Genomic DNA, 26,386 nt, shown 5'->3' on the forward strand with positions numbered 1-26,386 from the left:
GGGTTCTCCTTAAAGTCAGCTATCGGAATCGCGCAGGCTCGGGCCTTGCCCGGAGCCGCCGCCATCGCCACCGCGCAGCGTGTGGGCGGCAGTGGTGGTGGCCTGGGTGAGTCGTTGGCGGCGTTGCAGGCGCTTTGCCCAGCCGGGTTGTTCCTGCTTCTGTGCGGTGGCCGTGGTGCCAGCGGCATCACCCGTGGCGGCTGGCCCAGTAGTGCCACCGCCTGAGCCACCATCTGCGCCAGAGCCTTGCCAGCCTGCTTTGAATGGCGCAGCGGCCTTGGCTGCCGCCGTTTTGATGCCAGCACCGGCGCGCTGGCCTGCCGCCTGTGCACCGCCCTTGGCGACATTACCCAGCCCTGCCATCGCTCCCTTGGCTCCGCCGCCCGCAGCGGCGGAACCAGCTTGGAATGCCGACTTCGCGCTGCCAGCCGCCGAGGTCGCGGCCCGCGCGCCAGCCCCGGCGAGTTTGGCGGCAGCCGGTGCCATGCGCGCTCCGGCCATGACCGCACCGCCCACGCCGGTGGCAGTGGCCCCCACGGCCACCGCCGCGCCTGCGGCACCAATCGCAGCACCGGCCATCGCCCCGGCACCCAACTGTGGTGCGCCGGAGACCAGCCCGGTGGCAATGCCAGGGCCGAAGATTCCCAACGCCAGCAGCGTGAGCGAGGCCAGCATGATGACCACCGCATGGTCGATGGACGGCTCGGACGGATGCACCTGGAACTCGGCGAACAGGCCTGAGCCGATACCGACGATGACGGCCAGCACCAGCACCTTGATGCCTGAAGACACGACGTTACCCAGCACTTTCTCGGCGAGAAAGCTGGTCTTGTTCCACAGTGCAAACGGCACCAGCACGAAGCCCGCGAGCGTGGTCAGCTTGAACTCGATCAGCGTGATGAAAAGCTGGATCGCCAGCACGAAGAAGCACAGGATCACCACCGCCCAGGCCAGGAACATGACGACGATGGGCGTCATGTTCACGAATACCTCGGGGAAGCCCGCCATGTCGCTGATCTGCTCAAGGATGGGGGCCGCCGAGTCGATGCCGGTTTTGGCCAGGCGTCCTGGTTGCAGGAACTCGCCCATGCTCATCGTCGAGCCGCTGGCCGTCAGGCCCAGGCCCGCGAACGAGCGGAAGACGATGCTGGCCAGCCAGTTGAAGTTGTTGATGATGTAGGCGAAGGCACCGACGTAGACCACCTTGCGCAGCAGCTTGGCGATCACGTCATCGCCCTGGCCGGTGGCATGGCTCATCGCCCAGTAGAGCCCGGCGATGGTCATGTCGATGACGATCAGCGTGGCGGTGAGGAACGCGACTTCTCCCTGCAGCAGCCCAAAGCCCGAGTCGATGTAGCGCGAGAAAGTATCGAGAAAGCGGTCGATCACCGTCACGTCGTTCATGGCACGTCCTCCGGCGATGCGGGTGGCGCGTCGCCTTCGTGTACGTCGTCGGCGGGCGTATCGAAGCTCGGCGGAATCGGCGGCAAGTCGGCCAGCGCCCGGTACTCGTCTGGCCCGGTCTGGCCGGCGAAGAAGCGCTGCCGGAAGGCTTCGGCGGTGGCGCGGCAGGCGCCTTCGCCTGCGGCTTGCAGGTCGGTTGCGCATCGGGCACGCAGCGCCTTGAGCCGCACGGGATCGGCGGCCAAGGTGGCGGCCAGGTCTTCGGTCGGCTGCTGGCTGCAAGCGACCAGCAGCACGGGCAGCAGGAAGAAAACGCATCGCATGGCCGTCTCCCGTCAGTTGCCGTAGAAATCCACACGCTGCGGCGTGTACGGCGTGCCATCGCCCAGGAATCGGCGCGTTACTTCCCGGCCGCGCTCGACAGCCGCCGCTTGGCGTGCCAGTTCCAGTGCGGCGGCGCGTTCCTGCGTGATCTGGAGCTGCTGCGCCTGGATCGACTGCTTGGCCTGCAGGGCCAGAAGCTGGTTGGTCGCCTGCATGGCTTGCAGCGCGCCGGTGGCGGACTGGCTCTGGCTGACCAGATCGGACAGAGCGCTCTCGTCTTGCGCCAAGTTCTGCGACACCTGCGCCTGCATCCGCATCGCGGTGTGCAGGCCGTTCAAGGTGTTCGTCCAGCGTTCCTTCGCATCGCGCAGCATCTGGTCGCCGCTGACGGTTGCGGCATACTGCTCCGGGTACAGCCGGGCGAACGTGGCATCCATGCTCTGCACGTCGTAGGCTAGGCCGCGCGCCTCGGCGATCAGGCGCTCGGTCGTGGCGAGCGTCGAGCGCAGGCGATTGACGATGTTGAAGTCCAGATTCGCGAGGTTGCGCGCCTGGTTCATCAGCATCTGCGCTTCGTTCTGAAGCTGGTTGATCTGGTTGTTGATCTGCTCCAGCGTGCGCACGGCGGTCAGCGTGTTCTGTACGAAGTTCGACGGGTCGAACACCGTCAGCGCGGATGCGGGCTGCACGGCCAGCAGCGACACCGACAGCACGGCGGCGAGCGAGGCAGACAGCAAACGGGGTTTGGTCTTCATGGTGAAACCTCCGGTCGTTGAGACGCGAGGAAGGAAGCCGCTGGCGGTGAGGACGGCAGCAGGTCAGCAGCCCAATCGAGGCCGCGATGGCGCAGCCACGCACCGGCGAAGCCGGGAGCGCCGGCTTGTGTCAGCACGCGGTCGATGTCGCGTTGGTCTTGGGGAGTGGATGCGCCCGCGAAAGCGAGCGCGGCCTGCCCCAGGTCGAGGTCGAACACGCGATTGCCGAGCCGCGATTGGTAGTAGTAGTCACGTTTGGGCTGGGCGTTCGCGACGATCTCGATCTGTCGGCTGTTGAGGCCGAAGCCCTCGTAGATCGGACGCATCTGCGGCTCGGTGGCCTGCGGGTTCGGTAGAAAAATCCGACTGGCGCAGCTTTCGATGACGGCTGGCGCGATGGACGACTCTTTGATGTCCGCGAGGGATTGCGTATCGAAGACGACGGAGACCTGCTTTTTCCGCAAGGTTTTCAGCCACTGCCGCAGCCGTGCGGCGAACACCGGGTCATCCAGGAAAGTCCATGCTTCACTGAGGAAAAGCATGGTCGGAGCACCATCGAATCGCTCTTCCAGACGCGCGAACAAGTAATTCAGCACGGCCAGAACAGCGGCCTTGCTGTGCATCAGCTCCTCCATCTCGAAGCACTGCACGTCCGCCATGCCCAGCCGGTCGTGGTCGGCGTCCAGCAGCTTGCCGTGGGCGCCGCCGAGCACGTAGGGCGAAAGTGCCTGGCGCAGCGCGTTCGATTGCAGCAAGACGGAAAGCCCCGTCATCGTGCGCTGCGCCACGGGCGCACCGGCCAGGCTTTCCAGCGCCGACCAGATCGCCGCCTTCTCGTCGGGGCCGACTGCCACGCCTTCGCGTATCAACCGACCTTCGACCCAATCGGCGGCCCAGGTGCGGTAGCCCTCGTCGTCGATCCGCGCCAGCGGTTGGAAGGCAATGTCGCCATCCGCGCCCAAGTCGTAGTGCTCGCCGCCCAGGCCCAGGGTGGCAGCACGAATGGATCGGCCCACGTCGAAGGCGAAGATGCGCGAGCCGGGATAGCGGCGGAACTGCATCGCCATCATGGCGACCAGGACCGATTTGCCCATGCCGGTCGGGCCGACGATCATCGTGTGTCCCACGTCGCCGATGTGCGTGACCAGCCGGAACGGCGTCGCGCCATCGGTGCGCGTCACGATCAGCGGCGGGCCGTCGAGGTGGTCGTTCTTCTCCGGCCCGGCCCATACCGCCGAGAGCGGCATCATGTGCGCCAGGTTCAGCGTCGAGACGATGGGCTGTCGCACGTTCGCATAGGCGTTGCCCGGGATCGAGGACAGCCACGCATCCACGGCGTTGAGCGTTTCGGGGATCGTCACGAAACCACGGCCCTGAATGACGCGCTCCACCATGCGCAGCTTCTCGTCGGCCACGGCCGGGGCGGCGTCGAGCACCGTCACCGTGGCGGTGAGATAGCCGAAGGCGACTTGATCGCTGCCCAGCTCCTGCAAAGCCGCATCAGCATCGGCGGCCTTGTTGCTGGCGTCCGTATCGACCAGCGGGCTTTCCTGCTGGAAGATCGTTTCGCGCAATAGCGCGACGACGTTCTTGCGTTTGGCGAACCACTGGCGGCGCAGGCGGCCGAGTTCCTTTTCCGCCTCGGCTTTGTCCATGCACAGGAAGCGCGTACTCCAGCGGTAGCCGAAGCCAAGGCGATTGAGGTCGTCCAGCAGACCCGGCCAGGTGGACGTCGGGAACCCGCGCACCGACACCACGCGCAGGTGCTGGACGCCCAGTGCGGGCGCCAGACCGCCGACCAGCGCGGAATCGGCCAGCAGCGCGTCGAGGTGGAACGGCACTTCGGGCACGCCCACGCGGTAGCGGCGCGTCGAGACGGTGGCGTGCAGATAGGTCAGCGTCTCGGCATCATCGAGCCAGGCGATTTCCGGCATTACGCCGTCGAGCAGGTCGAATACGCGATCGGTTTCCGCCACGAACGCACTGAGGCGACCGCGCCAGTCCACGCCGTCGCCGGGTGCGTTCTCGTAGAGCATCTTCGCGGCGCGAGCGCGGGATTCCTCCGGCGGCAGGTATGCGAGCGTCAGGTGATAGCCGCTCTCGAAGTGATGGCCCGACTCCTCGAAGGCGGCGCGCCGCTCCTCGTCCACCAGCCATGACAGTGGTTCGGGAAACTCGGAGCGTGGATAGGTAGCCGCTGCGCAGCGCTCGGCCTCGATGAACAAGGCCCAGCCCGATCCCAGCCGGCGCAGCGCGTTGTTGAGCCGCGCCGATGCGGCGATCAGCTCGCCTTGCGTGGCGCTGTCCAAGTCGGGGCCGCGAAAGCGGGCCGTGCGTTGGAAACTGCCGTCCTTGTTTAAGACGACACCCGGCGCGATCAGCCCGGCCCAGGGTAGCCAGTCGGCGAGCAAGGCGGGCCGCTGGCGGTATTCGGCAAGATTCAGCATCGCGGCATCTCCCTCACGCGTCCAGCAGCGGCTTGTGCTTGATGTGCCGGGCGAAGACCTGCATGAACTGCGGATCCACGCGCGCGCCCCAGACGGCCAGCGAATGGCCGACGATCCAGAGCACCACGCCGGGAATCCACAGTTGCAGGCCCAGCCCGACGGCGGCGGCCAGCGTACCGTTGGCGATCGCCACGGTACGCGGCGCGCCGCCCATCAGGATCGGCTCGGTCAGCGAGCGATGCAGCGGCACTTCAAAGCCCGGAAGATCGTTGGCCGCACTCATACGACCGCCCCGCCGGAGAAGCTGAAGAACGACAGGAAGAACGACGACGCGGCAAACGCAATGGACAGGCCGAAGACGATCTGGATCAGCTTGCGGAAGCCGCCCGACGTGTCGCCAAAGGCGAGCGCCAGGCCGGTGGCTATGATGATGATGACCGCGACGATGCGCGCCACCGGCCCCTGAATCGACTCCAGAATGGATTGCAGCGGCCCTTCCCAGGGCATCGAGGAACCGGCGGCTTGGGCCGTGCCGGCCAGAAACAGCAGCAGCGCGGCCAGCAGCAGCCCTTGCCCCGCAGGACGGGTCAGACTGCGCAGCCGGGCGAGGCTGGACAGGCGGGGAAGCGGATTGACGGAAAAGCGGAAAGCGCGAACGTGCATCTGCGTCATGGCAGTTCTCCAGGTTGGTGAGGGGACGGGGAAGAAAGTGGCGGCAGCTCGGGAAACGGTGTTTCGAAGGCGTCCGCCAGGCGATAGCCCACTCCGTCGAAGCCGACGACGCGGGCGATGCTTCCGACGCGGCGCTTGCGGCCGCGCCCGGCGATGTGGATGACGACGTTGACCGCTTCGGCGATCAGCGCCCGCGGCGGGTTCACCGCGACTTCGAGGATCAGTTGCTCCAGCCGCAGCAGCGCGCCCAACGCGGAACCGGCATGGATGGTGGCAATGCCGCCGGGATGCCCCGTTCCCCACACTTTGATGAGGTCGAGGGCTTCGCCGCCGCGTACTTCGCCGACGATCACGCGGTCGGGGCGCAGCCGCATCGTGGCGCGCACCAGCTCGGTCATGGACACCACGCCGACGCGGGTGCGCAGCGGTACATGGTCGCGGGCCGCGCATTGCAGCTCGATGGTGTCTTCGAGCACCAGCACGCGGTCGCCGGTGGCGGCGATCTCGGCCAGCAAGGCATTGGCGAGCGTGGTTTTGCCGCTGCTGGTCGCGCCCGCGATCAGGATGTTCTGGCGCTCGTGCACGGCGCGGCGCAGGAAGTCCGCGTGTCCGGCGGTCAGGATGCCGTCGGCTACATAGTGATCCAGGCCGATGATGCTCACGGCCCGCTTGCGCAGCGCGAAGGCCGGGCCGGGCGCGGCCGGGGGCAAGATGCCCTCGAAGCGTTCTCCCGTCTCCGGCAGCTCGGCGGTCAAGAGCGGCTGGCCGCGATGCACCTCCGCACCGACATGGGCGGCGACCAGGCGGATGATCCGCTCGCCATCGGCCTCGGGCAGTTCGACGCCGACAGGCATCCGACCAGACGACAGGCGATCCACCCACAATGTCCGGTCGGGGTTGAGCATCACCTCCACCACGTCCGGGTCTTCAAGCGCGGCAGCGATCACTGGCCCCATCGCCGTGCGCAGCATCTGGATGCGGCGATCCTGGGACGCCGCTGCCGACGAATGCGGTTCGGGCGGGATCTGGGGGACGGCGCTCATGAGGAACGCTCCTGCGCTTCGGCCAGCGCCGCGGCGTCATCCATCCGCATCGGGTTGGGATGCAGTTCTTCCACCACGTCGCGCACCAGGCTGCGGCCACGCAGCAGGTGGCGGCCGAGCTGTTCGACGAACTGCTCAAAGCGCGCCTTACCCTGCGCGCGGGCAGCATCCTGATGGGCTTCGGGCACCGGCGTGCTGACAGTCAGGTAGTAGCGGACGAACAGCGCGAGCGTTTCGATCTGGATGTTCTGGTCACGCTCCAGGCGCTCGGCCTGCCGCGACAGGCGATCCAGCCGCTTGGCGATGGCGGCCTCACGCTGGTCGCCCGCGTCCGGCGACAGCCAGGACGCCAGCGCCGCCGCAACGATGGACGACTTCGACACGCCTTTCTTGGCGGCCAATTCTTCCAAGCGCTTTGCGTGCTCGTGCTGAATGAACAGGTTCAATCGGTATTGGCTCATAAGTCGATGCCGTCGTTGGGGTCGAGGGAAGCCAGCCGGGCCGTGCGCTGCATGGCCGGGTCGAACTGGCCGGGGAGAGAGGCCATGTAAGGCAGCGGCAGGTCGTCGTCGTCATCGAGCAGCCCCAGGTCGTTGCCTGCGATCAGTGGCTCGGGGCTGTATTCGGTGACTTCGGTCAGCTCCGGCTGGCGGCGCGGGCCGCCGTCATCGGGGCCGCCCAGGGCATCGGCGGATGCCGTGGCCGGCGCGGCGGGGACGGCGGGAATCGCCAAGGCGCTCCAGTCGTCGGGGCGAGCCGGCGGCGCGTCGGCGTACTGCCCGGCCGCGAGTACGGGCAGCGGCAACACGCGACGCTTGAAGTTGGTGTCGGCGTAGTAGCGCAGCTTCTTCGCCTTGATCGGCGGACTGCTTCCCACCATCACCACGGATTCATCGGGCGGAAGCTGCATCACCTCGCCCGGCGTCAGCAGCGGCCGCGCCGTTTCCTGCCGCGACACCATCAGGTGCCCGAGCCACGGCGCCAGGCGATGGCCGGCGTAGTTGCGCTGCGCGCGCAGTTCGGTGGCCGTACCGAGCGTTTCGGAAATGCGCTTGGCCGTGCGTTCGTCGTTGGTGGCAAACGTCACGCGTACATGGCAGTTGTCCAGGATCGAATGGTTCTGGCCGTAGGCTTTGTCGATCTGGTTCAGGCTTTGGGCGATGAGGAAGCTGCGGATGCCGTAGCCGGCCATGAAGGCCAGCGCCGTCTCGAAGAAGTCCAGGCGCCCCAGCGCCGGGAACTCATCGAGCATCAGCAGCAGCTTGTGGCGGCGCTCGATACCGTCGGAACCGTCGAGCGATTCGGTCAGTCGTCGCCCGATCTGGTTGAGGATCAGACGGATCAGTGGCTTGGTGCGGCTGATGTCCGAAGGCGGCACCACCAGGTACAGCGATACCGGATGTTCGGATGCGATCAGGTCGGCGATGCGCCAGTCGCAGCGCGACGTGACTTCGGCCACCGTGGGATCGCGGTACAGGCCGAGGAACGACATGGCGGTAGAGAGCACGCCCGATCGCTCGTTGTCCGACTTGTTGAGCACTTCACGCGCGGCGGACGCGACAACTGGGTGCGGTGCATCGCCCAGGTGCCTGGTCGTCATCATCCGATGCAGCGTCAGCTCGAAGGGACAAGCCGGGTCGCTGAGGAAGTTCGCCACGCCGCGCAGCGTCTTGTCCTCGCCCGCGTAGAGCACATGCAGGATCGCGCCGACCAGTAGCGCGTGACTGGTCTTCTCCCAGTGGTTGCGCTTCTCCAGCGCGCCTTCGGGATCGACCAGGATGTCGGCTATGTTCTGCACGTCGCGCACTTCATGCGCGCCGCGCCGTACCTCCAGCAGCGGGTTGTAGGCCGCCGACTGCGCATCGGTCGGGTTGAACAGCAGGCAATGCGAGAAGCGCGAACGCCAACCGGCCGTGATCTGCCAGTTCTCGCCCTTGATGTCGTGGATGACGGTAGATGCCGGCCACGACAGCAACGTCGGCACCACCAGACCCACGCCCTTGCCCGAGCGGGTGGGCGCGAAGGTCAGGACGTGCTCCGGCCCTTCGTGGCGCAGGTAGTGGCCATCATGCTGGCCGAGAAACACTCCAGCGGGCTGTGTTAACCCGGCCTTGCGAATGTCGGCGGCATCGGCCCAGCGGGCAGACCCATAGGTCGTCACCTGGCGCGCCTGGCGCGAGCGCCACACCGACATGGCGATGGCGACCGCCACGGCAAAAAGGCCGCTGCCCACCGCGATCATGCCGCCGGTGTCGAAGACCTGCGGCGCGTAGGCGTCGAAGAAGAACCACCACTCGAACAGCTTCCACGGGTAGTAGATCGGCGTGCCGTACAAGTCGAACCAGGGCGAGCCAAGGCGTAGCTGATAGCCCAATGCAGCGGCTGTCCATTGCGTGGCACCCCACACACCGGCGATCACGATGCCGAAGACGGCGGCGATCTGCCCGAACAACACGCCCTGAGCCTGCATACCTTGGCCTCCGATTTCTCCTGCGCTGATTCCTCGTGGAAAACGCGGCACATCGGCGTGCCGCAGGCGTCAGGATCGGTGCCGATTCAGTGCCGGTCAAAGACCGTTATCGGCAGCAAGGTGATGCAAAAAGCATGGTTTCATGCAGGGAAGAGACCAGTCAAAACGCCGCAGGCGTGGGCGCGCTGCGGCGTGTCGAGAAAGAAAATCAGGATGTGCAGCAAGCCGCTAACGGTCAGAACTTCGGCGGCGTTTCAGGTGGCGTGTAAGGCACCTTGCCGTCGCCGAAGAAGCGCTTGTTCGTCGCTTCGGCCACGCGGTTGCACAGCACGTCGCCCATCGTCGGGCGCTCGGTCTTGCACTGGCGGCGCAGTTCCTTCAAGCGTTCGGGGTCGGAGGCCAGTTCTTCCACGGTCGGCATATTGGCTCCCTGCTTCGGTGGCTCGGACGGGCGGCAGGCAGACAGCACAGCCAACATCAGAACAGGCGCGATCAGCTTCACGATCATGGCTCGAATTCCTCTTGGGGGTCAGGTTCAACAGGTGGTGTGGATCTGTGGCCTTCTGGTGATTCGATGGCCTGCACCCGCTCGATGAAACGCGCCAGCACGTCGGAGGATTCACCTTCGCGGTACAGCACGTAAGTGGTCAGCATGGGGGAGCGCCCCGCCAGCGGACGGGCGACCACACCGGGTTCGCGGCTGCCCGTGATGTGTGGCGCTCCGGCCAGACCCAAGGCAAAGCCCGCCGCGACCAGTGCCATCATCAGGTCGAACGACGCCACACGCTCGGCAATCAATGGCTCCATGTCCGCACGTCGCAGCACGCGATCCACCTGACGGGCATAGCCCTCGCAAACCTGCGGATCGCACAGCACCAGGGGATGGCGCAGCACCTCTTCCAGCGGAATGCGCTTGTGCCTGAGCAGCGGGTGACGGGCAGGAACTGCCACCATCAATGGATCGCTCCATACCGCTACTGTTGCGATGCCTTCGCCTACCTCGTCGGACTGCGCAAAGCCGACGTCGTACAGATCGTCATTCATCCCTTTGATCTGCTGCGACAGCGGCACCTCGAACAGACGGATCTCGACTTCTGGCTCCTCCTGCCGACAAAGGGCCAGCAAGCTCGGTAGACGCGACGGGGTGATGCCATCGGACAGGGCGATGCGCAATTGGCCGTGGAAGCCGTTGGCCGCCGCCTTGACGCTGTCGCGGGCCTGCTGCAGGGCGGTGAAGACGCGTGGCACATGTTCATGGAACAACTTGCCCGCACGGGTCAGGCGCGTGCTCCGGCTGGTACGAACGAACAGTTGTTCGCCCAGCTCTTCTTCCAGTTCCTTGATGGTGCGTGACAGTGGCGATTGCTCGATATGCAGCCGCTCGGCGGCTCGGGCGAAGTGGAGTTCTTCGGCAACCGCAAGAAAGCAGCGAAGGTGTCGAAGTTCCATTTCTTCCTCCATGGTGCATCACGTGAGTCGCTGCAGCGTTGGTGACGGCCGTGCCCGCATGATCAGGACTCGTAACGATAGAATCCTTCGCCGGTCTCCACGCCGAGCTTGCCGTGGTCGATGTAGCGTTCCTTGAGGAGACGGGCGAACGCCTGCTGCTTTGGCCCGCCGGCCAAGGAAATGTGGTACGCGGTGCCCAAGCCGACGATGTCGTATATCTCGAACGGTCCTCTCGGCGAACCCGTGGCGATCTTCCAGGTCCTGTCGATGGCCTCATGCTCGGCGATGCCATCGACCAGGAGTTCGGAAGCCGCGGACATCAGCGGTACCAGCAGCGAATTGAGCACGTAGCCGGCTTTTTCCTTATGGATTTCGACCGGCACCATGCCGATGTCGTTGGCAAAGCGAACCAATGTCGAGAACACTTCGGGGTCGGTTCCGGCGTGCCCCATGACTTCAGCCACGTTGTGCAGCCAGATCTCGTTGGCGAAATGCAGTGCAATGAAGCGCTCCGGGCGGCCGGTCGCGTCGGCCATCGCGCTGGGCAGCAGGGTCGAGGAATTGGTGGCGAAGATCGCCGTCGCCGGTGCCAGGCGCCCCAGTTCGGCATATACCCTGCGCTTGAGCTCCAGCTGTTCCGGAATGGCTTCGATGACCAGATCGGCGTCCTTGACGGCCGCGGCCAGATCAGTGGTCCAGCGGATGCGCCCCGCCGCTGCCGCCAGCGCCTGCGGATCGGCGCCGTCGATGTCTTGCAGGTAGCGCCGCTGCAGCCAGCCGATGACCTTGCCGGCCTTGTCCAGGGCGGCCTGGTCGGGAACATAGGCGCTGACGTCGAAACCCTTGAAGGCGGTCTGGAAGGCGATCTGCGCGCCGAGGACGCCGGCGCCGACCAGGGTGACATGCCGAATGCTCATGGGACTACCTCTACGATGGACAGGGAGCGCTGCTACGGTGGTGGGAACGATTTGCCATGCATGGCCATGTCTTCGCGCAGGATGCGGAGAAGTTCGAGGACGGATTGCGCGGTGCCCTGCACGCTGTGGTCGGCGTCGATCACCCTTTCGGACAGGGCGCCCGGCAGGTGCGCGCTGCGATACGGCACCAGGCCGTCGTCGGATGCGGCCAGGCTGACGGCGGGGTCGCGGCGGGCGATGATCGAGTGGTAGGACACGCGGGCGGAGATCGGCAGGTCGGCGGCCGCTCGCATGAAGGCATCGTCCTCGCGCAGGTTGTCGATGCTGTTGGGCAGCAGCGAGAGGCGTTCCAGTGCCTGTTCGCGCGGGACGCCCTGGGCCATTTCGGACAGGCTTTCCAGCACCGTCAGTGGCATGCGCACCATTCGCGAGGCGAGCCGGGCCAACCGGTCCGCGGCAACGGGGGTGCCCCGGTGCGGGGCGGCGATGAAGACGGCCCGCCCGACGTTGTCCATCGGCTCGAAGCGCAGGGCCGCGTCCACGCGCGGGCGCAGTCGTTCGATTCGCTCCGAGTCCAATCCGCTTTGCTCGACCGCCCAGTTCCACAGCTTCTGGTCGGCCGAGGACACCATCAGCCGCGCGATGACCCCGCCCATGCTGTGCCCGACCAGGACCATGTTCTGGGAGGCGGCGGCCGTTCCCTGCGGATCCAGGTGGGCCAGCGTGTTGCTCACCGACTCGCGCAGCCACGCGTGGTTGAGGACGATCGGCATGTTGGTGGGGTAGTAGGCCAGCCAGATCTGGAAGTGCTCCCGCACATCGTGGTCGGCCTGCAGTTCGTTGGCCACGTCCACCCAGGCCTCCGGGCTGCTCGCCAGGCCGTGCAGCAGCAGGACGATGCGACGGTTCGGATCCCATGGTTGCAGCAGGTACAGGTGCGGTCGCTCGATGCCCTCGCCGCGACCGAACAGGGTGCGCAAGGACTGCCGATTGAAGCCGGATCGAGCAAGCCACAGGCCGTAGCCGGCGGTGAAGTTGGCGGCCAGGGGAACCCGTTGGCCCTGCAAGGCGATGCTGTCCTGCAGGTAAGGGTCATGGGCGCTGACGAGTACCGTCCGGGTGCCGAGCACGCCGTCCAGGTCATCGCCCTGGAAGCGAAACAGTGCGGTGACACCGGGGGACGGCATTTCGCTCCAGCCGCGCGCTGCGGCCCCGTCGCCGTCGAGGGAGGGCGCAGGTCGCCCGGCTTTGTCGGGCAGGCGAACGGCGGGTTCGACCGAGGCGACCAGTTCGGCGCCGAAGCCGTCGCGGCGCCACGTGTTGCGCAGACCGGTGAAGGCCAACTGCCTGGCGGGCAGGAGTTCGTGCGGCAGTCGTGTGCCCTCGGGAAGACGGATGCCGCTAAGGTCCAGATGCAGATTCCAGCCGGCGTAGGCGATTGGCTGATCGTTGCGCGGGACGTCCTGCGCCGCATGGATGCGCCCCTGCTCGTCCAGCACGTCGAACAGCAGGGTCGAGGCCTGCTGGACCGCGTGGTTGTACCAGTCGCGTGCCTGAGTCTGGCGATCCTCGAATGCGCGTTCACTGGGATCGCGCCGGGTGAAGAACAGATAGGCGTAGGCGTGGCGGGCGCTTTCCATCCAGGCCTGCATGCGCGCTTCGGCGTGCGCAGCGTCCGATGGCGTCTGCATGGCCGCTTGCAGCCAAAGCTCGGACAGCGCCGACAGGCGCTGCTCGTCGGACAGCGTGGTCTGCTGCGCCGCCGCGTCGATGCAGCCCAGCGAAGGTTGGCTGCAGCACGCATCGAGCCCCGCCACGCGCAGCGTCTGCACGGTTGCGGCACTGAGCCTGCCGGTGGTGAGGATGTCGCCGCGCTGCATCGCAATGTACTCGCCCGCGCTCATCGGGTCGAATCTGACCGCCGGCTGCAGTTCGCGGTACACGGCGCAACCGTTGAACAGCGGCAGCACCACGGTCGCCAGCAGCACGAGGCGGAGGGAGCGTGCATGCCGGGTCATCGGGAAGGCTCCGTGCCTGGAACGCCATGCCGGATGGCTTTCGGGAAATCCTCCGCGGTACCCGCGAAAGCCTGCGCGCGCGCCACAATGTGGCCGCGCGCGTGCAGCGTCCGAAAGTCGTACCCCGGCACCAGGCCCTGGTGATCGTGGGCATAGCGGGCGAAATGCCCCGACAGCAACAGCCGGTAGTCCGGCGGCAACGACGGCGACAGGCGCTTGGCTAGCCCGAACACGATGGTCGTGCAGTTGCTGGTCAGGGTGTTGTAAAAGCGCGGCCGGCGGCGAATGTCGTCGGCCTGCTCGAGATAGCCAAGGAAGGCGCTGCGCAGCGCTTCCGGCGCCAGGTCGAGCCGATACAGGTAGACGTCCTCGCCGCGCACATTGGTCCGCACCCGGACGATGTCGTTCTCGTCGGCGGCGATCAGCACGGCCTCGAACTTGCGGAACAGGCCGCCCAGGGCGGAGAAGGACTCGCCGCGTTCCTTGCGGATCTCCAGCGAGAACACGAGTTGGCGCCCGTCGTCGAAACCGAACGACACCAGGGTGTGCGCGACGTGCGGCCCCATCCAGTACGACAGGATCAGATCGGCGGAGACCAGCCGGTCGAGATCGTAGCTGCGGGTTTCCCAGCGTGCGGTGTAGTCGCCTTCGTCGCGCCAGTCGAAGTTGCGGACATCGTGCAGCACCACCTGCGAGCCGGATATCTCTGCCCGCAGCAGGCGATCGACGTCATCGGCCCAGTCGCGCTCGTGCGATGGCGCCAGCGTCTGCCACCAGCCCAGCAGGAGCGCGGTGGCCAGGACCAGCAACGGGATGGCGAGCGGTGCGCGTGCGCGAAGACGCAGGCCCAGCGATACGCCACAGGCGACACACCACAGCGCGGCCAGCGAACCGCGTACCGGCGGTGTCCCCGGACCCTGGAACCACAGCGCCAACGCGCCCCAGGCTGCCAGCAGCGGCACCACCAGCGCGAGGCAGATCGCCCGGAGTCGCCGGAAACGGTTGCCGACTCGATGGCTCACGGGCATGGCGGCGCCACTCACCCGGCCACTTGAAGTGCATGGCCGGCGGCGATCCACTCCTCGTTGGTCGGCTCCACCGCGACCCGCACGGGGCTGTCGGAAGTGGAGATCAACGCTGCGTCGGCGGCGTTGGCTTGGTCGTCGAGTTGCACGCCGAGGAAGCCCAGCGCGCGGCAGACGCGCTCGCGTACAAAAGCGTTGTGCTCGCCGACGCCAGCGGTGAACACCAGCAGGTCGAGCCCGCCGAGCACGGCGGTGAGCGCACCGATCTCGCGCACGATGCGGCGCACGTACAGCGCGAGTGCGATGCGGGCACGCTCGCCGCGTTCGCCATCGTCGCCTTCGTGCTGCACGATCACGCGCGGCTCGGCCGAGATTCCCGACACGCCGAGCAGGCCGGAGCGGTGGTAGAGGATGCGGCCGACCTCTTCCAGCGACAGCTTCTCGATCTCCATCAGATACAGCACCGCGCCCGGGTCCAGCACGCCGGTACGGGTGCCCATCATCAACCCGTCCAGCGCCGAGAAGCCCATGGTGGTGGCCACGCTCCGCAGATCCTGCATCGCGCACAGGCTCGCGCCGCTGCCCAGGTGAGCAACGATGGTGCGTCCATGCGCGACGGCACCGTGGCGCTCGCCCAGGACCGCGGCCATGTAGGCGTAGGACAGGCCGTGGAAGCCATAGCGCCGCAGTCCGCGCTGCCACGCATCCCAGGGCAGCGGCAGCATCTGCTCGACCACTGGCAGGGTGTGGTGGAAGCCGGTGTCGAAGCAGGCGACCTGGGCGATGTCCGGGCGCTCGCGCAGCAGGATCTCGATGGCCTCCAGCGCGAACGGCTGGTGCAGCGGCGCCAGCGGGATGTAGCCCTTGAGGTCGGCCAGCACCTGGGCATCGACGCGCACCGGGTCGAAGTACTTGCTACCGCCGTGGACCACGCGGTGCGCGATCGCGGCCACGCCGCGCCCGTCGAGCCGGGCCAGGACGCGCTGCCGGATCAGCGCCAGCGCGTCGCGGTAGGGGTGGTCCGGGCCCAGTTCGATCGGGAACGGCGCCACGTCGGTCTCGCCGAAATCCGGCGCCGGCCCGCCGATGCCCTGCACCTTGCCGTTCCACAGCGGCCTGCGCGGCAGCGGCACGGCGCCGGCATCGAACACGGCGAACTTGATGCTCGACGAGCCGCAGTTGAGCACCAGCAGGACGTCTCGGGTGGGTTCGGACATGGATATGCGGCCTGCGTTCAGGCGGCGGTGTAGCCGCCGTCGGCGACCAGCGCGCTGCCGGCCAGGAAGCTGGCGCCATCGGACAGCAGGAAGGCGACGGCATGGGCGATCTCCTCGGCGCGGCCAAGCCGGCCGATCGCGTGCTTGGCCACCAGCGCCTGCCGCGTGGCGCCGTCCAGGTTGGCCAGGATCGCCGTCTCCACGTAGCCGGGGTGGATCGAGTTGATGCGCACGCCCTGGCTGGCATAGGCCAGCGCGGCCGAGCGGGTCAGGCCGGTCACGCCGTGCTTGGCGGCCACGTAGGCCGGGGCGCCGGCGTCGCCGACCAGGCCGAGGATCGAGGACATGTTGACGATGGCGCCGCCGCCGGCGGCCAGGATCGCCGGGATCTGGTAGCGCAGGCCGTACTGCACGCCGCTGAGGTTGATGTCGATGACCCGGCGCCATTCCTCGGTGGTGAGTTCACCGGCCGGCTTGAACGGGGCACCGATGCCGGCATTGTTGAACGCCAGCTGCAGCGCGCCGAATTCGCGCACGGCCAGCGCCACCGCCGATTCGGCGTCCTCTGGGCGCGAGACGTCGCCGGCGTGGGCCACGGCGGTGCCGCCGTCGGCGACGATGGCCCCGGCCACGCGCCCGGCGGTGCCGGCGTCGATGTCCGAGACCACCACACGCAGGCCGTTGGCGGCCAGCAGCCTGGCGGTGGCCTCGCCGATGCCCGAGCCGGCGCCGCTGACCAGCACCACGTCACCCTGGAATGTGTATTTCATGTCATCTCCTTCGTTTGATGGAACCGTCGTCGGCATCGGGGGCCGTTGTTCAGGGCGGGATCTGCCGGTAGCGGTGCGCCAGCAGCAGGGCGATCGCGCAGGAGGCCAGGCGCGTTTCGCGGCTGTCGGCACGGCTGGTCAGGATGATCGGCACTTTGGCACCGAGCACGACGCCGGCGCTCTCCGCGTTGCCCAGGTAGATGAGTTGCTTGGCGAGCATGTTGCCGCTCTCCAGGTCGGGCACCACCAGCACGTCGGCCTGCCCGGCCACCGGCGAGGCGATGCCCTTGGTACGCGCGGCGGCGATCGACACCGCGTTGTCGAAAGCCAGCGGCCCGTCGAGCACGCCGCCGGTGATCTGGCCCCGGTCGGCCATCTTGCACAGCGCGGCGGCGTCCAGCGTGGCCGGCATCGCCTGGTTGACGGTCTCGACCGCCGCCAGGATGGCGACCTTGGGCTCGGCCACGCCGATGACCTGCGCCAGTTCGATGGCATTGCGGACGATGTCGGCTTTCTGCAGCAGGTCCGGGGCCAGGTTGATGGCCGCATCGGTGACGATGAAGGGGCGCGGATACTGCGGCGTCTGCAATACGAAACAATGGCTGACCCGGCGCTTGGTACGCAGCCCGGTGGTGGAGGACACCACTGCCGACATCAGTTCGTCGGTATGCAGGCTGCCTTTCATCAGGGCCTCGACCTGTCCCTCGCGGGCCAGTTCGACCGCGCGCGCGGCGGCGGCGTGGCTGTGCGGCACGTCCTCGATGGCCAGGCCGGCCAGCTCCAGGCCGGCCTGCCCGGCGACCGCTTCCAGTTTCGGGCGCGGGGCGACCAGGATGGGCTCGATCAATCCCTCCGCCCTCGCCTCCAGGGTCGCCGACAGGCTCAAGGCATCGCAGGGATGCACCACTGCGACCCGGATCGCCGACTTGCCCGCGACGTGGGCGAGCAGGTGCAGCAGGCCTTCGTTGCCGGCGGCCTGGCCGGTTGTCGCGGTCATGGGCGGTTTCCTTTCTTGCCGGTGGCCTTCTTGCCGGGACGCCCAGGCGAACCGGAGGGGCCGGGACGGGTGGCGGGCTCGCCAGCAGTCCCCGATGGGACTGCAGCGCCTGCCGTGGTGCCGCGCTTTCGCGTCTGCGCAGTCCCGGGACGCGGCGCGTGCTTTGCCGCGGAAGCCGCTTTGGCGGTGGCGGCCTTGCCGACCTTCGCAGGCACGCTGGGCGCATGGGCAGGTGTCACCGGCACCGAGGCGGCCGGCGCGGCCGCAGCGGTCGCCGCTTGCGCGGCGTGTGCGAACAGGTCGAGCACGCGTCGCAGGCTGGCCTGCTCCTGGGCAGACAGGCTGCCGGCCAGTTCCACCAGACCGGCGATGATGTCGCTGGCGCGGTGGATGATGTCGGGTGGCGTGCCGGCCAGCAGGCGCGGGATCGCCGCCAGTGCGGCCTCGCCGTCGCGCCAGACCAGCAGGCCCTGCCGGCGCACCAGTTCGCGGAACCTCGCCAGGTCCGGCACGCCCAGGTCGGGGCGGTCAAGGCGCGGCTGCAGCAGTTCCCAGGCATGGCGGAAATGGCGTCCGTCGGCCTCGCCGCGGGTCTTGAGCACGAAGAACAGGCCGCGGATCACCGCCTCGGCCAGCCCGCCCCGGTCCAGGTCGGCCTCCAGCCGTGCCAGCTCGCCGGCCAGGAAGGCGCGGTGCTCGGGCGAATCGCCCGGATGCGTCCTGGGCGGCTGCGGCTGGTACAGGGTCTGCCCGGCCAGCGCCTGCAACAGGGGCGAGCCGAAGATCAGCTCGAACAGGCGTCCCTGCAAGGCGTCGCGATGGTCCCGGAACTGATCCAGCGCCTGCACGATCGTCTCGGACAGGCGCTCCTGCGCCAGCAGGAAGGGGTTGCCCGCGGCGGCCGGCGCACGCTCCTTGCGGATCTGTTCGGCGGCGGCGGCGACCGGCACGGCCAGTGGATGCTGGTCCGACCACCACTCGAAGCCGACCCGCAGCGGCTGCAGCGCCTGCAGCCAGCGCGCCGACCAGGGCGTGGAGATCGCCCGGATCCAGGGTTGCAGCGTGTTGCGGTACAGCGCCAGGTGGATCTCCGACAGGCGCGCGGCAGCCGCGAAGCGGCGGTCGGACGCGGGATCGGGTCGCACGATCTGGCCGACCTCCTCCAGGCTGCTGCCGCGGATGCGCATGAGGTACTCGGCGTCGTCGAGCTCGCCCGCCGGCACGCCGTCGGGACGGTCCTCGACCTCGGCGCGGTAAATCCCGGACGGCAGCAGGTCGATGATGTCGATGTTGGCGGCGAACTCGCGGTGTTCCTTGCGACCGACGCTGGCCGAGACGAAGATCCCCAGATGGCCGATGCTGTCGTGGGTGGCGTAGACGATGGTCTGGTCGTGGGCGACCAGGTCGTCCTTGTCGCGGTACAGGTCGGTGATCCAGCCCAGCGCCTGGCCGGGCGGGGTGATGTTGTCGCCGTAGGAGCAGAACACCACGATCGGCGAGCGTATGTTGCGCAGGTCCACGCGCACGCCGTCGGAGGTCAGCAGCTCGGCGGTGGCCAGCTTGTTGCCGATGAACAGGTTGTCGACGATGTACTGCATCTCCACGTCGTTGAGGAAGACGTAGCCGCCCCAGTACTTCTCGAAGCCCAGGTAGCGGTCGGCCTCGGTGTCGATGTTGGCGTACAGGTGGTACTGCTTCTTCCACAGGGTGTTGGCCGGGTCCAGGTGCTCGAAGTTCTGCACCAGCCAGGCGCCGTCGAAGCGCCCGGCGCCGATGTCGCTGGTCAGTGCGGTCAACCAGCTGCCGCCGGTCAGGCCGCCGCCGTAGCGCATCGGGTTGTCGCCGGCCCAGTACGAGACCGGCGCGCCGGCCAGGATGATCGGCCCGAACAGCTCCGGCCAGACCGCCGCGGTCATCAGCACCTGCCAGCCGGCCTGGCAGTTGCCGATCACCACGGGCTTGCCGTTGCCCGGATGCAGTTCGCCGACCTTGCGCACGAACGCGGCCTCGGCGCGCATCACGTCCTCGACCGTCTGCCCCGGCACCGGGTCGGGCAGGAAGCCGACGAAGTAGCACGGATGACCGGCCTTCATCGCCGCACCGATCTCGCTGTCGGGCTTGAAGCCACCGATGCCCGGGCCGTGGCCGGCGCGCGGGTCGACCACGACGAAGGGGCGCTTGGCCGGGTCGACCGGGGTTCCGGCGCCGGGCACGATGCGCGCCAGCCCGTAGTTGACCGGGCGCGGCAGGTCCAGGCCGGAGAGCACCAGTTCGGCCTCGAAGTCGAGCACGTTGGGCACGCGCTCGCGCAGGTGCGCCTGGTACTGGTTGCCGCGCTGGCGGCGTACGTCGGCATACAGCAGGCCGCGCTGCCAGGCGTCGATGGTGTATTCGGCCGCGGCGGCACCCAGCCGCAGCGGGTCGGTCGGCCAGTCTGCGGGGATGTTCCCGGTCGTCTTGTGGGGGGCGCGATCGTCGCTCATGTCGTCGGGGCCTGCGTCGGGATCAGCGTTCGATGGCGATGGCCACGCCCTGGCCACCGCCGATGCACAGCGTGGCCAGGCCCTTGCGGGCATCGCGGCGGATCAGTTCGTGGACCAGGGTGACCAGGATGCGCGCACCGGACGCGCCGATCGGGTGCCCCAGCGCGATCGCGCCACCGTTGACGTTGACCCTGGCCGTGTCCCAGCCCAGTTCCTGGTTCACCGCCAGCGCCTGCGCGGCGAAGGCCTCGTTGGCCTCGATCAGGTCGAGATCGCCGATGCGCCAGCCCGCCTTGTTCAGCGTCTTCTGCGTGGCCGGCACCGGGCCGATGCCCATGACCGCCGGGTCCACGCCGGCGCTGGCATAGCCGCGGATCCATGCCAGCACCGGCAGGCCCAGTGCCTCGGCCTTCTGCGCACTGGCCAGCAGCAGCACCGCGGCGCCGTCGTTGATCGTGGAAGCGTTGCCGGCGGTGACCGTGCCGTCCTTCTTGAACGCAGGGCGCAGCTTGGCCAGCGCCTCGGCGGTGGTGCCGGCGCGCGGCTGCTCGTCGGTGTCGAACAGCACCGGGTCACCCTTGCGCTGCGGGATTGATATCGGGGTGATCTCGTCCTGGAAGCGGCCGGCTGCGATGGCCTCGGCGGCCTTGCGCTGCGAGTCGGCGGCGAAGGCGTCCTGCTGCGCGCGGGTGATGCCGTAGCGCTCGGCCAGGTTCTCGGCGGTGATGCCCATGTGGTAGTCATTGAAGGCGTCCCACAGGCCGTCGCGGATCAGGCTGTCCTCCAGTTGCGCATGGCCCAGGCGCAGGCCGGTGCGCGCCTTGGGCAGCACGTAGGGCGCCAGGCTCATGCTCTCCTGGCCGCCGGCCAGGACCAGGTCGGCGTCGCCCAGGGCAATCGCCTGCGCGGCCAGGTGCACGGCCTTCAGGCCCGAGCCGCAGACCTTGTTGAGGCTCAGCGCCGGCACCGTGTGCGGCAGGCCCGCCGCGATCGCGGCCTGGCGCGCCGGGTTCTGGCCGCTGCCGGCGGTGAGGATCTGGCCCAGGACGACCTCGTCGATCTCCGCGGGCGCGATGCCGGTCTTCTCGACGATGCCGCGGATCAGCGCCGCGCCCAGGGCGTGGGCCGGCAGGCCGGACAGCGTGCCCTGGAAACTGCCGATGGCGGTGCGGGTGGCCGCCAGGATTGCAATGTCGTTGCTCATCTCATGTCCTTTTCTTTGCGGGAGGGCGCCTGACCGCCGGCGCGACCGGCGCCGCGGCGGGCGCGGCGTCAGTACATGTGCTGGCCGCCGTTGATGGACAGGTTGCTGCCGGTGAGGAAGCCGGCGGCATCGCCGGCGACGAAGCCGATCAGCGCGGCGATCTCGTCCGGTTCACCCAGGCGACCGACCGGGATGCCAGCGATGATCTGGTTGCGCACGTCCTCGGGCACGGCCATCACCATCTGCGTGGCCAGGTAGCCTGGCGAGATGGTGTTGACGGTGATGCCCTTGCGCGCCACCTCCTGGGCCAGCGCCTTGGTGAAGCCGTGAATGCCGGCCTTGGCCGCCGAGTAGTTGGTCTGGCCGAACTGGCCCTTGGAGCCGTTGATCGAGGAGATGTTGATGATGCGGCCCCAGCCGCGTTCGAGCATGCCGTCGATGAACACCTTGGTGACGTTGTACATCGAGTCCAGGTTGACCCGGAGCACCGCGTCCCAGTTCTCCTTGCTCAGCTTGCGGAAGGTCGCGTCACGGGTGATGCCGGCGTTGTTGACCAGGATGTCCACCACATGCCCGTCGGCGGCGATGCGCTCGGCCATGGCCTGGGTCGAAGCCCAGTCGGCCACATCCACGTCGTAGCACTGGAAGGTGTAACCGGCATCGGCCTCTTTGCGCAGCCACAGGTTGGCGGCTTCGTCGCTGCGGGCGTGGGTGACCAGCACCGTATGTCCGGCATCGTGCAGATGGCGGGCGACGGCCTCGCCCAGCCCTCCCATGCCGCCAGTGACCAGCGCAGTATGTGTTGTGCTGCCCATTCCGATCAGTCTCCCTTGGGCGCCTTGCGCTGGGTGGCCTCGGTCGTCTGCGACCACAAGGCATTCCACTGCTTGAAGACGTCGGCGAAGGGCGACGCGGAGTTGTCGCTGCCGAGCGCGCTGCTCACGGCCTTGTGCCAGCTCTCGATGGCCTGCTGCAGTCCCGACGTGAAGGCCGCCTGGTTCTTGATCGCGACCTGTTGGAACGTCTGCACGTGCGCAACGCGGCCCTGGAACTGACGCCAGAAGGCTTCAGGCGGCAACGACGCCAGTGCCTGCCAGTTTGCCGAACGCAGCACGCCTTCGATCTCGGCCGAGGTTTCCGCGATCCCCTGCGAACTGGCCTCCTTCACCGAGTCCAGCCATTGATGGCTGCTTTCCTGCAGCAAGCGAGTCAGGCGCAACTGCAGTTCGGCGTTGGCCTTGAGGAGGTTCAGGGGAAGCGTTTCGGTGGTCATGGGTAGTGCCTCACTGAGTGGAAGTCCCGAGTCAGGGACGGATTCAGGCCATCTGGCTGATGGTCCTGCGGAAACGGGTGAGCGCGAGCGCGAACAGGGCCGAACCGATCAGCGCCAGGGCCAGGAAGGGCTTCCAGACCACGCCGATGCCGGCGCCGCGGTAGAGGATGGCCTGGGCCAGTTCCACGAAATGCGTGGTGGGCGCGGCCAGCATGATGTCCTGCACCAACTGCGGCATGCTCTCGCGCGGGGTCATCGAGCCCGACAGCAGTTGCAGCGGGACCAGCACCAGCACCATCAACATGCCGAACTGCGGCATGTTGCGCGCCAGCGTGGCCAGGAAGATGCCCAGCGAGGTGGTCGCGAACAGGCACAGCGCCGCGCCGACCACGAACAGCGCCAGCGAACCTTCGATCGGCACGCCCAGCAGACCCCGCACCACCAGGTTGAGCGAGACGAAGGCGGTCACCAGCACCACCAGCCCCATCGACCAGACCTTGGACAGCATGATCTCGGCCGGGGTGACCGGCATCACCAGCAGGTGTTCGATGGTGCCGTGCTCGCGCTCGCGGATCAGCGCCGCGCCGGTGAGGATGATCGAGAGCATGGTGACGTTGTTGATGATCCGCATCAGCCCGCCGAACCAGGTCTTGTCCAGCGACGGATTGAAGCGCGCGCGCAGCGCCAGTTCGATCGGCATCGCGGTGCTGCCGCGCTGGCGCCGCACGAACTCGTTGACCTCCAGGTTGATGATCTGCTGCACGTAGCTGTTGCCGGTGAAGGCCTGGCTCATGCGGGTGGCATCGATGTTGAGCTGCAGCGCGGGTTGCCGGCCGGCCAGCACGTCGCGCTGGAAATTGGGCGGGATGTCGAGCACGAAGGTGTAGGCGCCCGAGTCCATGCCGGGATCGACCTCGCCCAGCGAGATCATCGCCGGCGGCGAGAACTGCGGGGGATAGAACGCCGAGGCGATGCGTTGCGACAGCGCCGAGCGGTCCTCGTCGACGATGGCGATCGGCGCGTTGTGCAGGCTCTCGGGCATGGCCGTGGCGGCGGTGTGGATCGACACGGTGAACACGTAGGCGATCAGCACCAGCAGGATCGGGTCGCGCGCCAGGCTCCACAGCTCCTTGATGCCCAGGCGATAGACGTTGGCCAGGTGGGGGAGTTTCACGTCAGCGCTCCTGTTTGCGGGTCAGGGCGATGGCCAACCCCAGCACTACCGGCACGGCCAGCAGCAGCGGCCACAGCGCGCCGCCCAGGTCGCGCAGGTGCAGCGCCTTGCTGAACACACCGCGGCTGATCGCGATCATGTGGCTGGCCGGATAGGTTTCGCCCACCACCCGGCCGACGCCTTCGAGCGAGGAGATCGGGTCGACCAGACCGGCGAACTGGGTCACCGGAATGACCGTGCCCACCACCACCAGGAACATCGAGGCGATCTGGCTGCGGGTGACCGTGGAGGCCAGCAGCCCGAAACCGGTGGATACCGTGGTGAAGATCAGCGCCGCCAGCGTCAGCGCCAGGAAGCTGCCGGTGATCGGCACGCCGAACACGGTGACCGCCAGCAGCGCCATGGCCAGGAAGTTGAGCATCGCCAGGGCCACGTAGGGCAGTTGCTTGCCCAGCAGGAACTCGCTGCGGGTGACCGGGGTGACGTAGAGGTTGGTGATCGAGCCGCTCTCCTTCTCGCGCACCACGGCGAGCGCCGTGAGCATCGCCGGCAGGATCAGCAGCAACAGCGGCACCACCGCCGGCACCATCGCCGGCAGGCTGCGCACGTCGGGGTTGTAGCGGTAGCGCGATTCGATGGCGATCGGGCTGGCCAGCTGCATGCCGAAGCGCTCGCGCGCCTGCTCGGCCAGCCAATGCAGGTGGATGCCCTGCAGGTAACCCTGGATGGTCTCGGCGCGGGTGGGCATGGCGCCGTCGAACCAGGCACCGACCTGGACGCTGTTGCCACGCAGCACGTCGCGGGCGAAGCCCGGCGGGATCTCGATGGCCAGCGCCAGCTCACCGCTGCGCATGCGTCGGTCCAGCTCCTCGTAGTCGGCCAGCGGCGCGCGTTCGATGAAGTAGCGCGAGCCTTCCAGGCTCATCGCGTAGCTGCGGCTGAGGCTGGTTTGGTCATGGTCGAGCACCGCGTAGCGCAGATCCTCCACGTCCAGGCTGATGCCATAGCCGACCACGAACATCAGCAGCAGCGAACCGACCAGCGCCAGCGTGGCGCGCACCGGATCGCGCTGCAGTTCCAGCGCTTCGCGCCAGACGTAGCTGATCATGCGCTGCAGGCTGAAAGGCTTGCGACGGGCGTCACGATGGCCATCGGCGCGGGGCTGCGCGGGCGCCGCGTCGTCGCCGGTCTGCCCGGGCGTGCCGCCGCCGGCCTCGACCAGATAGCCGATGAAGGCCTCTTCCAGTGTCTGCGCACCGCGCTTGGCCACCAGCGCGGCCGGGGCATCGCTGTCGAGCACCTTGCCCGCATGCATCATCGACATGCGGTCGCAGCGCTCGGCCTCGTTCATGAAGTGGGTGGAGATGAAGATCGTCACCCGGTCGCGCCGCGACAGCTCCACCAGCAGGCGCCAGAACGCATCGCGCGCGACCGGGTCCACGCCCGAGGTCGGCTCGTCGAGGATGAGCAGCTCCGGCTTGTGCACCATCGCCACCGCCAGCGACAGGCGCTGGCGCACGCCCATCGGCAGGCTGGCGGGCAGGCTGTGCACGACCGCCTCCAGGCCGAAGCGTTCGACCATCTCCTGCACCCGCGCCGGGATGTCGTCCTCGGGCACCTTGAACAGGCGCGCATGCAACACCAGGTTCTGCTGCACGGTCAGTTCGGAGTACAGCGAGAACGCCTGTGACATGTAGCCCACCCGGCGGCGGGTGTCGATGTCGTGCGGGTCGACCTCGTTGCCGAACAGCCAGGCGCGGCCCTCGCTGGCCGGCAGCAGGCCGGTCAGCATCTTCATCGTGGTCGACTTGCCGCAGCCGTTGGAGCCGAGGAAGCCGAAGATCTCGCCGCGGCGGATGCGGAAGGACACATGATCGACCGCCACGAAGTCGCCGAAGCGCATGGTCAGGTCCTGGGCCTCGATGGCGATGTCGCCGTCATCGCCGCTCAATGGCGGGATCACGACCGGCTGGTGGTCGCGGGTTTTTTCTTCCGGCAACAGGGCGATGAAGGCCTCTTCCAGCGAAGCCGAGCCGGTCCGCGCCAGCAGTTCGGCCGGCGTGCCGGTGGCCAGCACCTTGCCGTCGTCCATCGCCACCAGCCAGTCGAAGCGCTGCGCCTCGTCCATGTAGGCGGTGGCCACGACCACGCTCATCTCCGGGCTCTGCCGCCGGATCCGCGCGATCAGGTCCCAGAACTGCGCCCGCGCCAGCGGGTCGACGCCGGTGGTCGGCTCGTCGAGCAGCAGCAGGTCGGGGTCGTGGATCAGCGCGCAGCACAGCCCGAGCTTCTGCTTCATGCCGCCCGAGAGCTTGCCGGCCGGGCGCGAAAGGAACGGATACAGGCCCGTGGCCCGGGTCAGCTCGTCGATGCGGCGGCGGCGCTCGGCCGCGCCGTGGCCGAACAGGCGGGCGAAGAACTGCAGGTTTTCCTCGACCGACAGCGTCGGATACAGGTTGCGGCCCAGGCCCTGCGGCATGTAAGCGATGCGCGGGCAGACCGCGTTGCGGTGGCCGCGCCGGGCCATGTCACCGCCCAGCACCTCGACGCGGCCGGCCTGGATCCGGCGGGCGCCGGACACCAGCGCCAGCAGGCTGGACTTGCCGACCCCGTCCGGGCCGATCAGGCCGACCATGCGGCCGGCGGGAATGTCCAGATCGACGCCATCCAGCGCGGACACCTTGCCGTAGTCCAAGCGCACGCCCTGCAGTTGCACGACGGTGGGCGCGTTCGGCTTGGTCATG

Annotated in this window: 22 protein-coding genes and 1 pseudogene; all 23 read right to left on the reverse strand. The window is 67.9% G+C overall.

Annotated features, from left to right (window positions below; all coding sequences use genetic code 11):
* Window positions 1–15: 15 nt before the first annotated feature.
* Complete coding sequence (gene trbL / locus ROV93_RS13490) at window positions 16–1,404, reverse strand: P-type conjugative transfer protein TrbL (RefSeq protein WP_180890442.1); 1,389 nt, start codon at window positions 1,402–1,404, stop codon at window positions 16–18.
* Window positions 1,401–1,727 carry a hypothetical protein gene (locus tag ROV93_RS13495; RefSeq protein WP_033474856.1) on the reverse strand — a complete coding sequence of 109 codons (327 nt, stop codon included), beginning with the start codon at window positions 1,725–1,727 and terminating at the stop codon, window positions 1,401–1,403. Before ROV93_RS13495 ends, trbL begins: the two co-directional genes overlap by 4 nt.
* Window positions 1,728–1,739: 12 nt before the next feature.
* The gene (gene trbJ, locus ROV93_RS13500) at window positions 1,740–2,483 is read right to left on the reverse strand and encodes a P-type conjugative transfer protein TrbJ (protein WP_033474855.1); all 744 of its coding nucleotides are present in this window, start codon (window positions 2,481–2,483) and stop codon (window positions 1,740–1,742) included.
* Window positions 2,480–4,930, reverse strand: a complete 2,451-nt coding sequence (gene trbE / locus ROV93_RS13505; RefSeq protein ID WP_033474853.1) for a conjugal transfer protein TrbE — start codon at window positions 4,928–4,930, stop codon at window positions 2,480–2,482. The genes trbJ and trbE overlap by 4 nt, the downstream gene beginning before the upstream one ends.
* Window positions 4,931–4,943: 13 nt before the next feature.
* Window positions 4,944–5,213 carry a VirB3 family type IV secretion system protein gene (locus ROV93_RS13510; RefSeq protein WP_033474852.1) on the reverse strand — a complete coding sequence of 90 codons (270 nt, stop codon included), beginning with the start codon at window positions 5,211–5,213 and terminating at the stop codon, window positions 4,944–4,946.
* On the reverse strand, window positions 5,210–5,602 hold the full coding sequence (locus ROV93_RS13515; protein WP_033474851.1) for a TrbC/VirB2 family protein: 393 nt from the start codon (window positions 5,600–5,602) through the stop codon (window positions 5,210–5,212). Before ROV93_RS13515 ends, ROV93_RS13510 begins: the two co-directional genes overlap by 4 nt.
* A complete protein-coding gene (gene trbB, locus ROV93_RS13520; protein WP_033474850.1) occupies window positions 5,599–6,645 on the reverse strand; it encodes a P-type conjugative transfer ATPase TrbB in 1,047 nt (348 codons plus the stop codon). The genes ROV93_RS13515 and trbB overlap by 4 nt, the downstream gene beginning before the upstream one ends.
* On the reverse strand, window positions 6,642–7,106 hold the full coding sequence (locus tag ROV93_RS13525) for a CopG family transcriptional regulator (protein ID WP_033474849.1): 465 nt from the start codon (window positions 7,104–7,106) through the stop codon (window positions 6,642–6,644). The genes trbB and ROV93_RS13525 overlap by 4 nt, the downstream gene beginning before the upstream one ends.
* Entirely contained in the window at window positions 7,103–9,115 is a 2,013-nt protein-coding gene (locus ROV93_RS13530; protein ID WP_033474848.1) for a conjugal transfer protein TraG, read from the reverse strand. The genes ROV93_RS13525 and ROV93_RS13530 overlap by 4 nt, the downstream gene beginning before the upstream one ends.
* 235 nt (window positions 9,116–9,350) lie before the next feature.
* Entirely contained in the window at window positions 9,351–9,623 is a 273-nt protein-coding gene (locus ROV93_RS13535) for an EexN family lipoprotein (RefSeq protein WP_033474847.1), read from the reverse strand.
* Window positions 9,620–10,564 (reverse strand): LysR family transcriptional regulator, encoded by a 945-nt coding sequence (locus ROV93_RS13540; protein WP_033474846.1) that lies wholly within the window; start codon window positions 10,562–10,564, stop codon window positions 9,620–9,622. Before ROV93_RS13540 ends, ROV93_RS13535 begins: the two co-directional genes overlap by 4 nt.
* Before the next feature lie 62 nt (window positions 10,565–10,626).
* A complete protein-coding gene (locus ROV93_RS13545; protein ID WP_033474845.1) occupies window positions 10,627–11,481 on the reverse strand; it encodes a 3-hydroxyacyl-CoA dehydrogenase in 855 nt (284 codons plus the stop codon).
* A gap of 32 nt (window positions 11,482–11,513) precedes the next feature.
* The gene (locus ROV93_RS13550; RefSeq protein ID WP_033474844.1) at window positions 11,514–13,499 is read right to left on the reverse strand and encodes an alpha/beta fold hydrolase; all 1,986 of its coding nucleotides are present in this window, start codon (window positions 13,497–13,499) and stop codon (window positions 11,514–11,516) included.
* Window positions 13,496–14,521, reverse strand: a complete 1,026-nt coding sequence (locus ROV93_RS13555; protein WP_237761517.1) for a DUF4105 domain-containing protein — start codon at window positions 14,519–14,521, stop codon at window positions 13,496–13,498. Before ROV93_RS13555 ends, ROV93_RS13550 begins: the two co-directional genes overlap by 4 nt.
* Window positions 14,522–14,538: 17 nt before the next feature.
* Complete coding sequence (locus ROV93_RS13560) at window positions 14,539–15,741, reverse strand: acetate/propionate family kinase (RefSeq protein ID WP_033474841.1); 1,203 nt, start codon at window positions 15,739–15,741, stop codon at window positions 14,539–14,541.
* 17 nt (window positions 15,742–15,758) lie between these two features.
* Window positions 15,759–16,511 carry an SDR family NAD(P)-dependent oxidoreductase gene (locus tag ROV93_RS13565; protein ID WP_033474840.1) on the reverse strand — a complete coding sequence of 251 codons (753 nt, stop codon included), beginning with the start codon at window positions 16,509–16,511 and terminating at the stop codon, window positions 15,759–15,761.
* Between the two features lie 49 nt (window positions 16,512–16,560).
* A pseudogene (locus tag ROV93_RS13570) lies at window positions 16,561–17,487 on the reverse strand (bifunctional enoyl-CoA hydratase/phosphate acetyltransferase); the annotation flags it as partial.
* A gap of 17 nt (window positions 17,488–17,504) precedes the next feature.
* Window positions 17,505–19,991 (reverse strand): DUF3141 domain-containing protein, encoded by a 2,487-nt coding sequence (locus ROV93_RS13575; protein ID WP_081044024.1) that lies wholly within the window; start codon window positions 19,989–19,991, stop codon window positions 17,505–17,507.
* Window positions 19,992–20,013: 22 nt separating this feature from the next.
* The gene (locus tag ROV93_RS13580; protein ID WP_033474839.1) at window positions 20,014–21,195 is read right to left on the reverse strand and encodes an acetyl-CoA C-acetyltransferase; all 1,182 of its coding nucleotides are present in this window, start codon (window positions 21,193–21,195) and stop codon (window positions 20,014–20,016) included.
* 68 nt (window positions 21,196–21,263) lie between these two features.
* Window positions 21,264–22,010, reverse strand: coding sequence for an acetoacetyl-CoA reductase (gene phbB, locus ROV93_RS13585; RefSeq protein WP_033474838.1), 747 nt, complete (start codon window positions 22,008–22,010; stop codon window positions 21,264–21,266).
* Between the two features lie 5 nt (window positions 22,011–22,015).
* Complete coding sequence (locus ROV93_RS13590; RefSeq protein WP_033474837.1) at window positions 22,016–22,468, reverse strand: hypothetical protein; 453 nt, start codon at window positions 22,466–22,468, stop codon at window positions 22,016–22,018.
* A gap of 43 nt (window positions 22,469–22,511) precedes the next feature.
* Window positions 22,512–23,642, reverse strand: a complete 1,131-nt coding sequence (locus tag ROV93_RS13595; RefSeq protein WP_033474836.1) for an ABC transporter permease — start codon at window positions 23,640–23,642, stop codon at window positions 22,512–22,514.
* Between the two features lies 1 nt (window position 23,643).
* Window positions 23,644–26,385, reverse strand: coding sequence for a ribosome-associated ATPase/putative transporter RbbA (gene rbbA / locus ROV93_RS13600; RefSeq protein WP_033474835.1), 2,742 nt, complete (start codon window positions 26,383–26,385; stop codon window positions 23,644–23,646).
* Window position 26,386: the final 1 nt, after the last annotated feature.

Origin of the sequence: Stenotrophomonas maltophilia group sp. msm4 (genome assembly GCF_032025605.1) — a bacterium.
In the GTDB taxonomy this organism is placed as follows: domain Bacteria; phylum Pseudomonadota; class Gammaproteobacteria; order Xanthomonadales; family Xanthomonadaceae; genus Stenotrophomonas; species Stenotrophomonas sepilia.

Bases quoted from the DNA above. Each gene is read 5' to 3' on its own strand.
- ROV93_RS13590 (WP_033474837.1), bottom strand. From the start codon at position 22,468: ATGACCACCGAAACGCTTCCCCTGAACCTCCTCAAGGCCAACGCCGAA.
- ROV93_RS13525 (WP_033474849.1), bottom strand. From the start codon at position 7,106: ATGAGCCAATACCGATTGAACCTGTTCATTCAGCACGAGCACGCAAAG.
- rbbA (WP_033474835.1), bottom strand. From the start codon at position 26,385: ATGACCAAGCCGAACGCGCCCACCGTCGTGCAACTGCAGGGCGTGCGC.
- trbJ (WP_033474855.1), bottom strand. From the start codon at position 2,483: ATGAAGACCAAACCCCGTTTGCTGTCTGCCTCGCTCGCCGCCGTGCTG.
- ROV93_RS13515 (WP_033474851.1), bottom strand. From the start codon at position 5,602: ATGACGCAGATGCACGTTCGCGCTTTCCGCTTTTCCGTCAATCCGCTT.
- ROV93_RS13495 (WP_033474856.1), bottom strand. From the start codon at position 1,727: ATGCGATGCGTTTTCTTCCTGCTGCCCGTGCTGCTGGTCGCTTGCAGC.
- phbB (WP_033474838.1), bottom strand. From the start codon at position 22,010: ATGGGCAGCACAACACATACTGCGCTGGTCACTGGCGGCATGGGAGGG.
- ROV93_RS13530 (WP_033474848.1), bottom strand. From the start codon at position 9,115: ATGCAGGCTCAGGGCGTGTTGTTCGGGCAGATCGCCGCCGTCTTCGGC.
- ROV93_RS13535 (WP_033474847.1), bottom strand. From the start codon at position 9,623: ATGATCGTGAAGCTGATCGCGCCTGTTCTGATGTTGGCTGTGCTGTCT.
- ROV93_RS13575 (WP_081044024.1), bottom strand. From the start codon at position 19,991: ATGAGCGACGATCGCGCCCCCCACAAGACGACCGGGAACATCCCCGCA.
- trbL (WP_180890442.1), bottom strand. From the start codon at position 1,404: ATGAACGACGTGACGGTGATCGACCGCTTTCTCGATACTTTCTCGCGC.
- ROV93_RS13580 (WP_033474839.1), bottom strand. From the start codon at position 21,195: ATGAGCAACGACATTGCAATCCTGGCGGCCACCCGCACCGCCATCGGC.
- ROV93_RS13560 (WP_033474841.1), bottom strand. From the start codon at position 15,741: ATGTCCGAACCCACCCGAGACGTCCTGCTGGTGCTCAACTGCGGCTCG.
- trbE (WP_033474853.1), bottom strand. From the start codon at position 4,930: ATGCTGAATCTTGCCGAATACCGCCAGCGGCCCGCCTTGCTCGCCGAC.
- ROV93_RS13540 (WP_033474846.1), bottom strand. From the start codon at position 10,564: ATGGAACTTCGACACCTTCGCTGCTTTCTTGCGGTTGCCGAAGAACTC.
- trbB (WP_033474850.1), bottom strand. From the start codon at position 6,645: ATGAGCGCCGTCCCCCAGATCCCGCCCGAACCGCATTCGTCGGCAGCG.
- ROV93_RS13510 (WP_033474852.1), bottom strand. From the start codon at position 5,213: ATGAGTGCGGCCAACGATCTTCCGGGCTTTGAAGTGCCGCTGCATCGC.
- ROV93_RS13550 (WP_033474844.1), bottom strand. From the start codon at position 13,499: ATGACCCGGCATGCACGCTCCCTCCGCCTCGTGCTGCTGGCGACCGTG.
- ROV93_RS13565 (WP_033474840.1), bottom strand. From the start codon at position 16,511: ATGAAATACACATTCCAGGGTGACGTGGTGCTGGTCAGCGGCGCCGGC.
- ROV93_RS13545 (WP_033474845.1), bottom strand. From the start codon at position 11,481: ATGAGCATTCGGCATGTCACCCTGGTCGGCGCCGGCGTCCTCGGCGCG.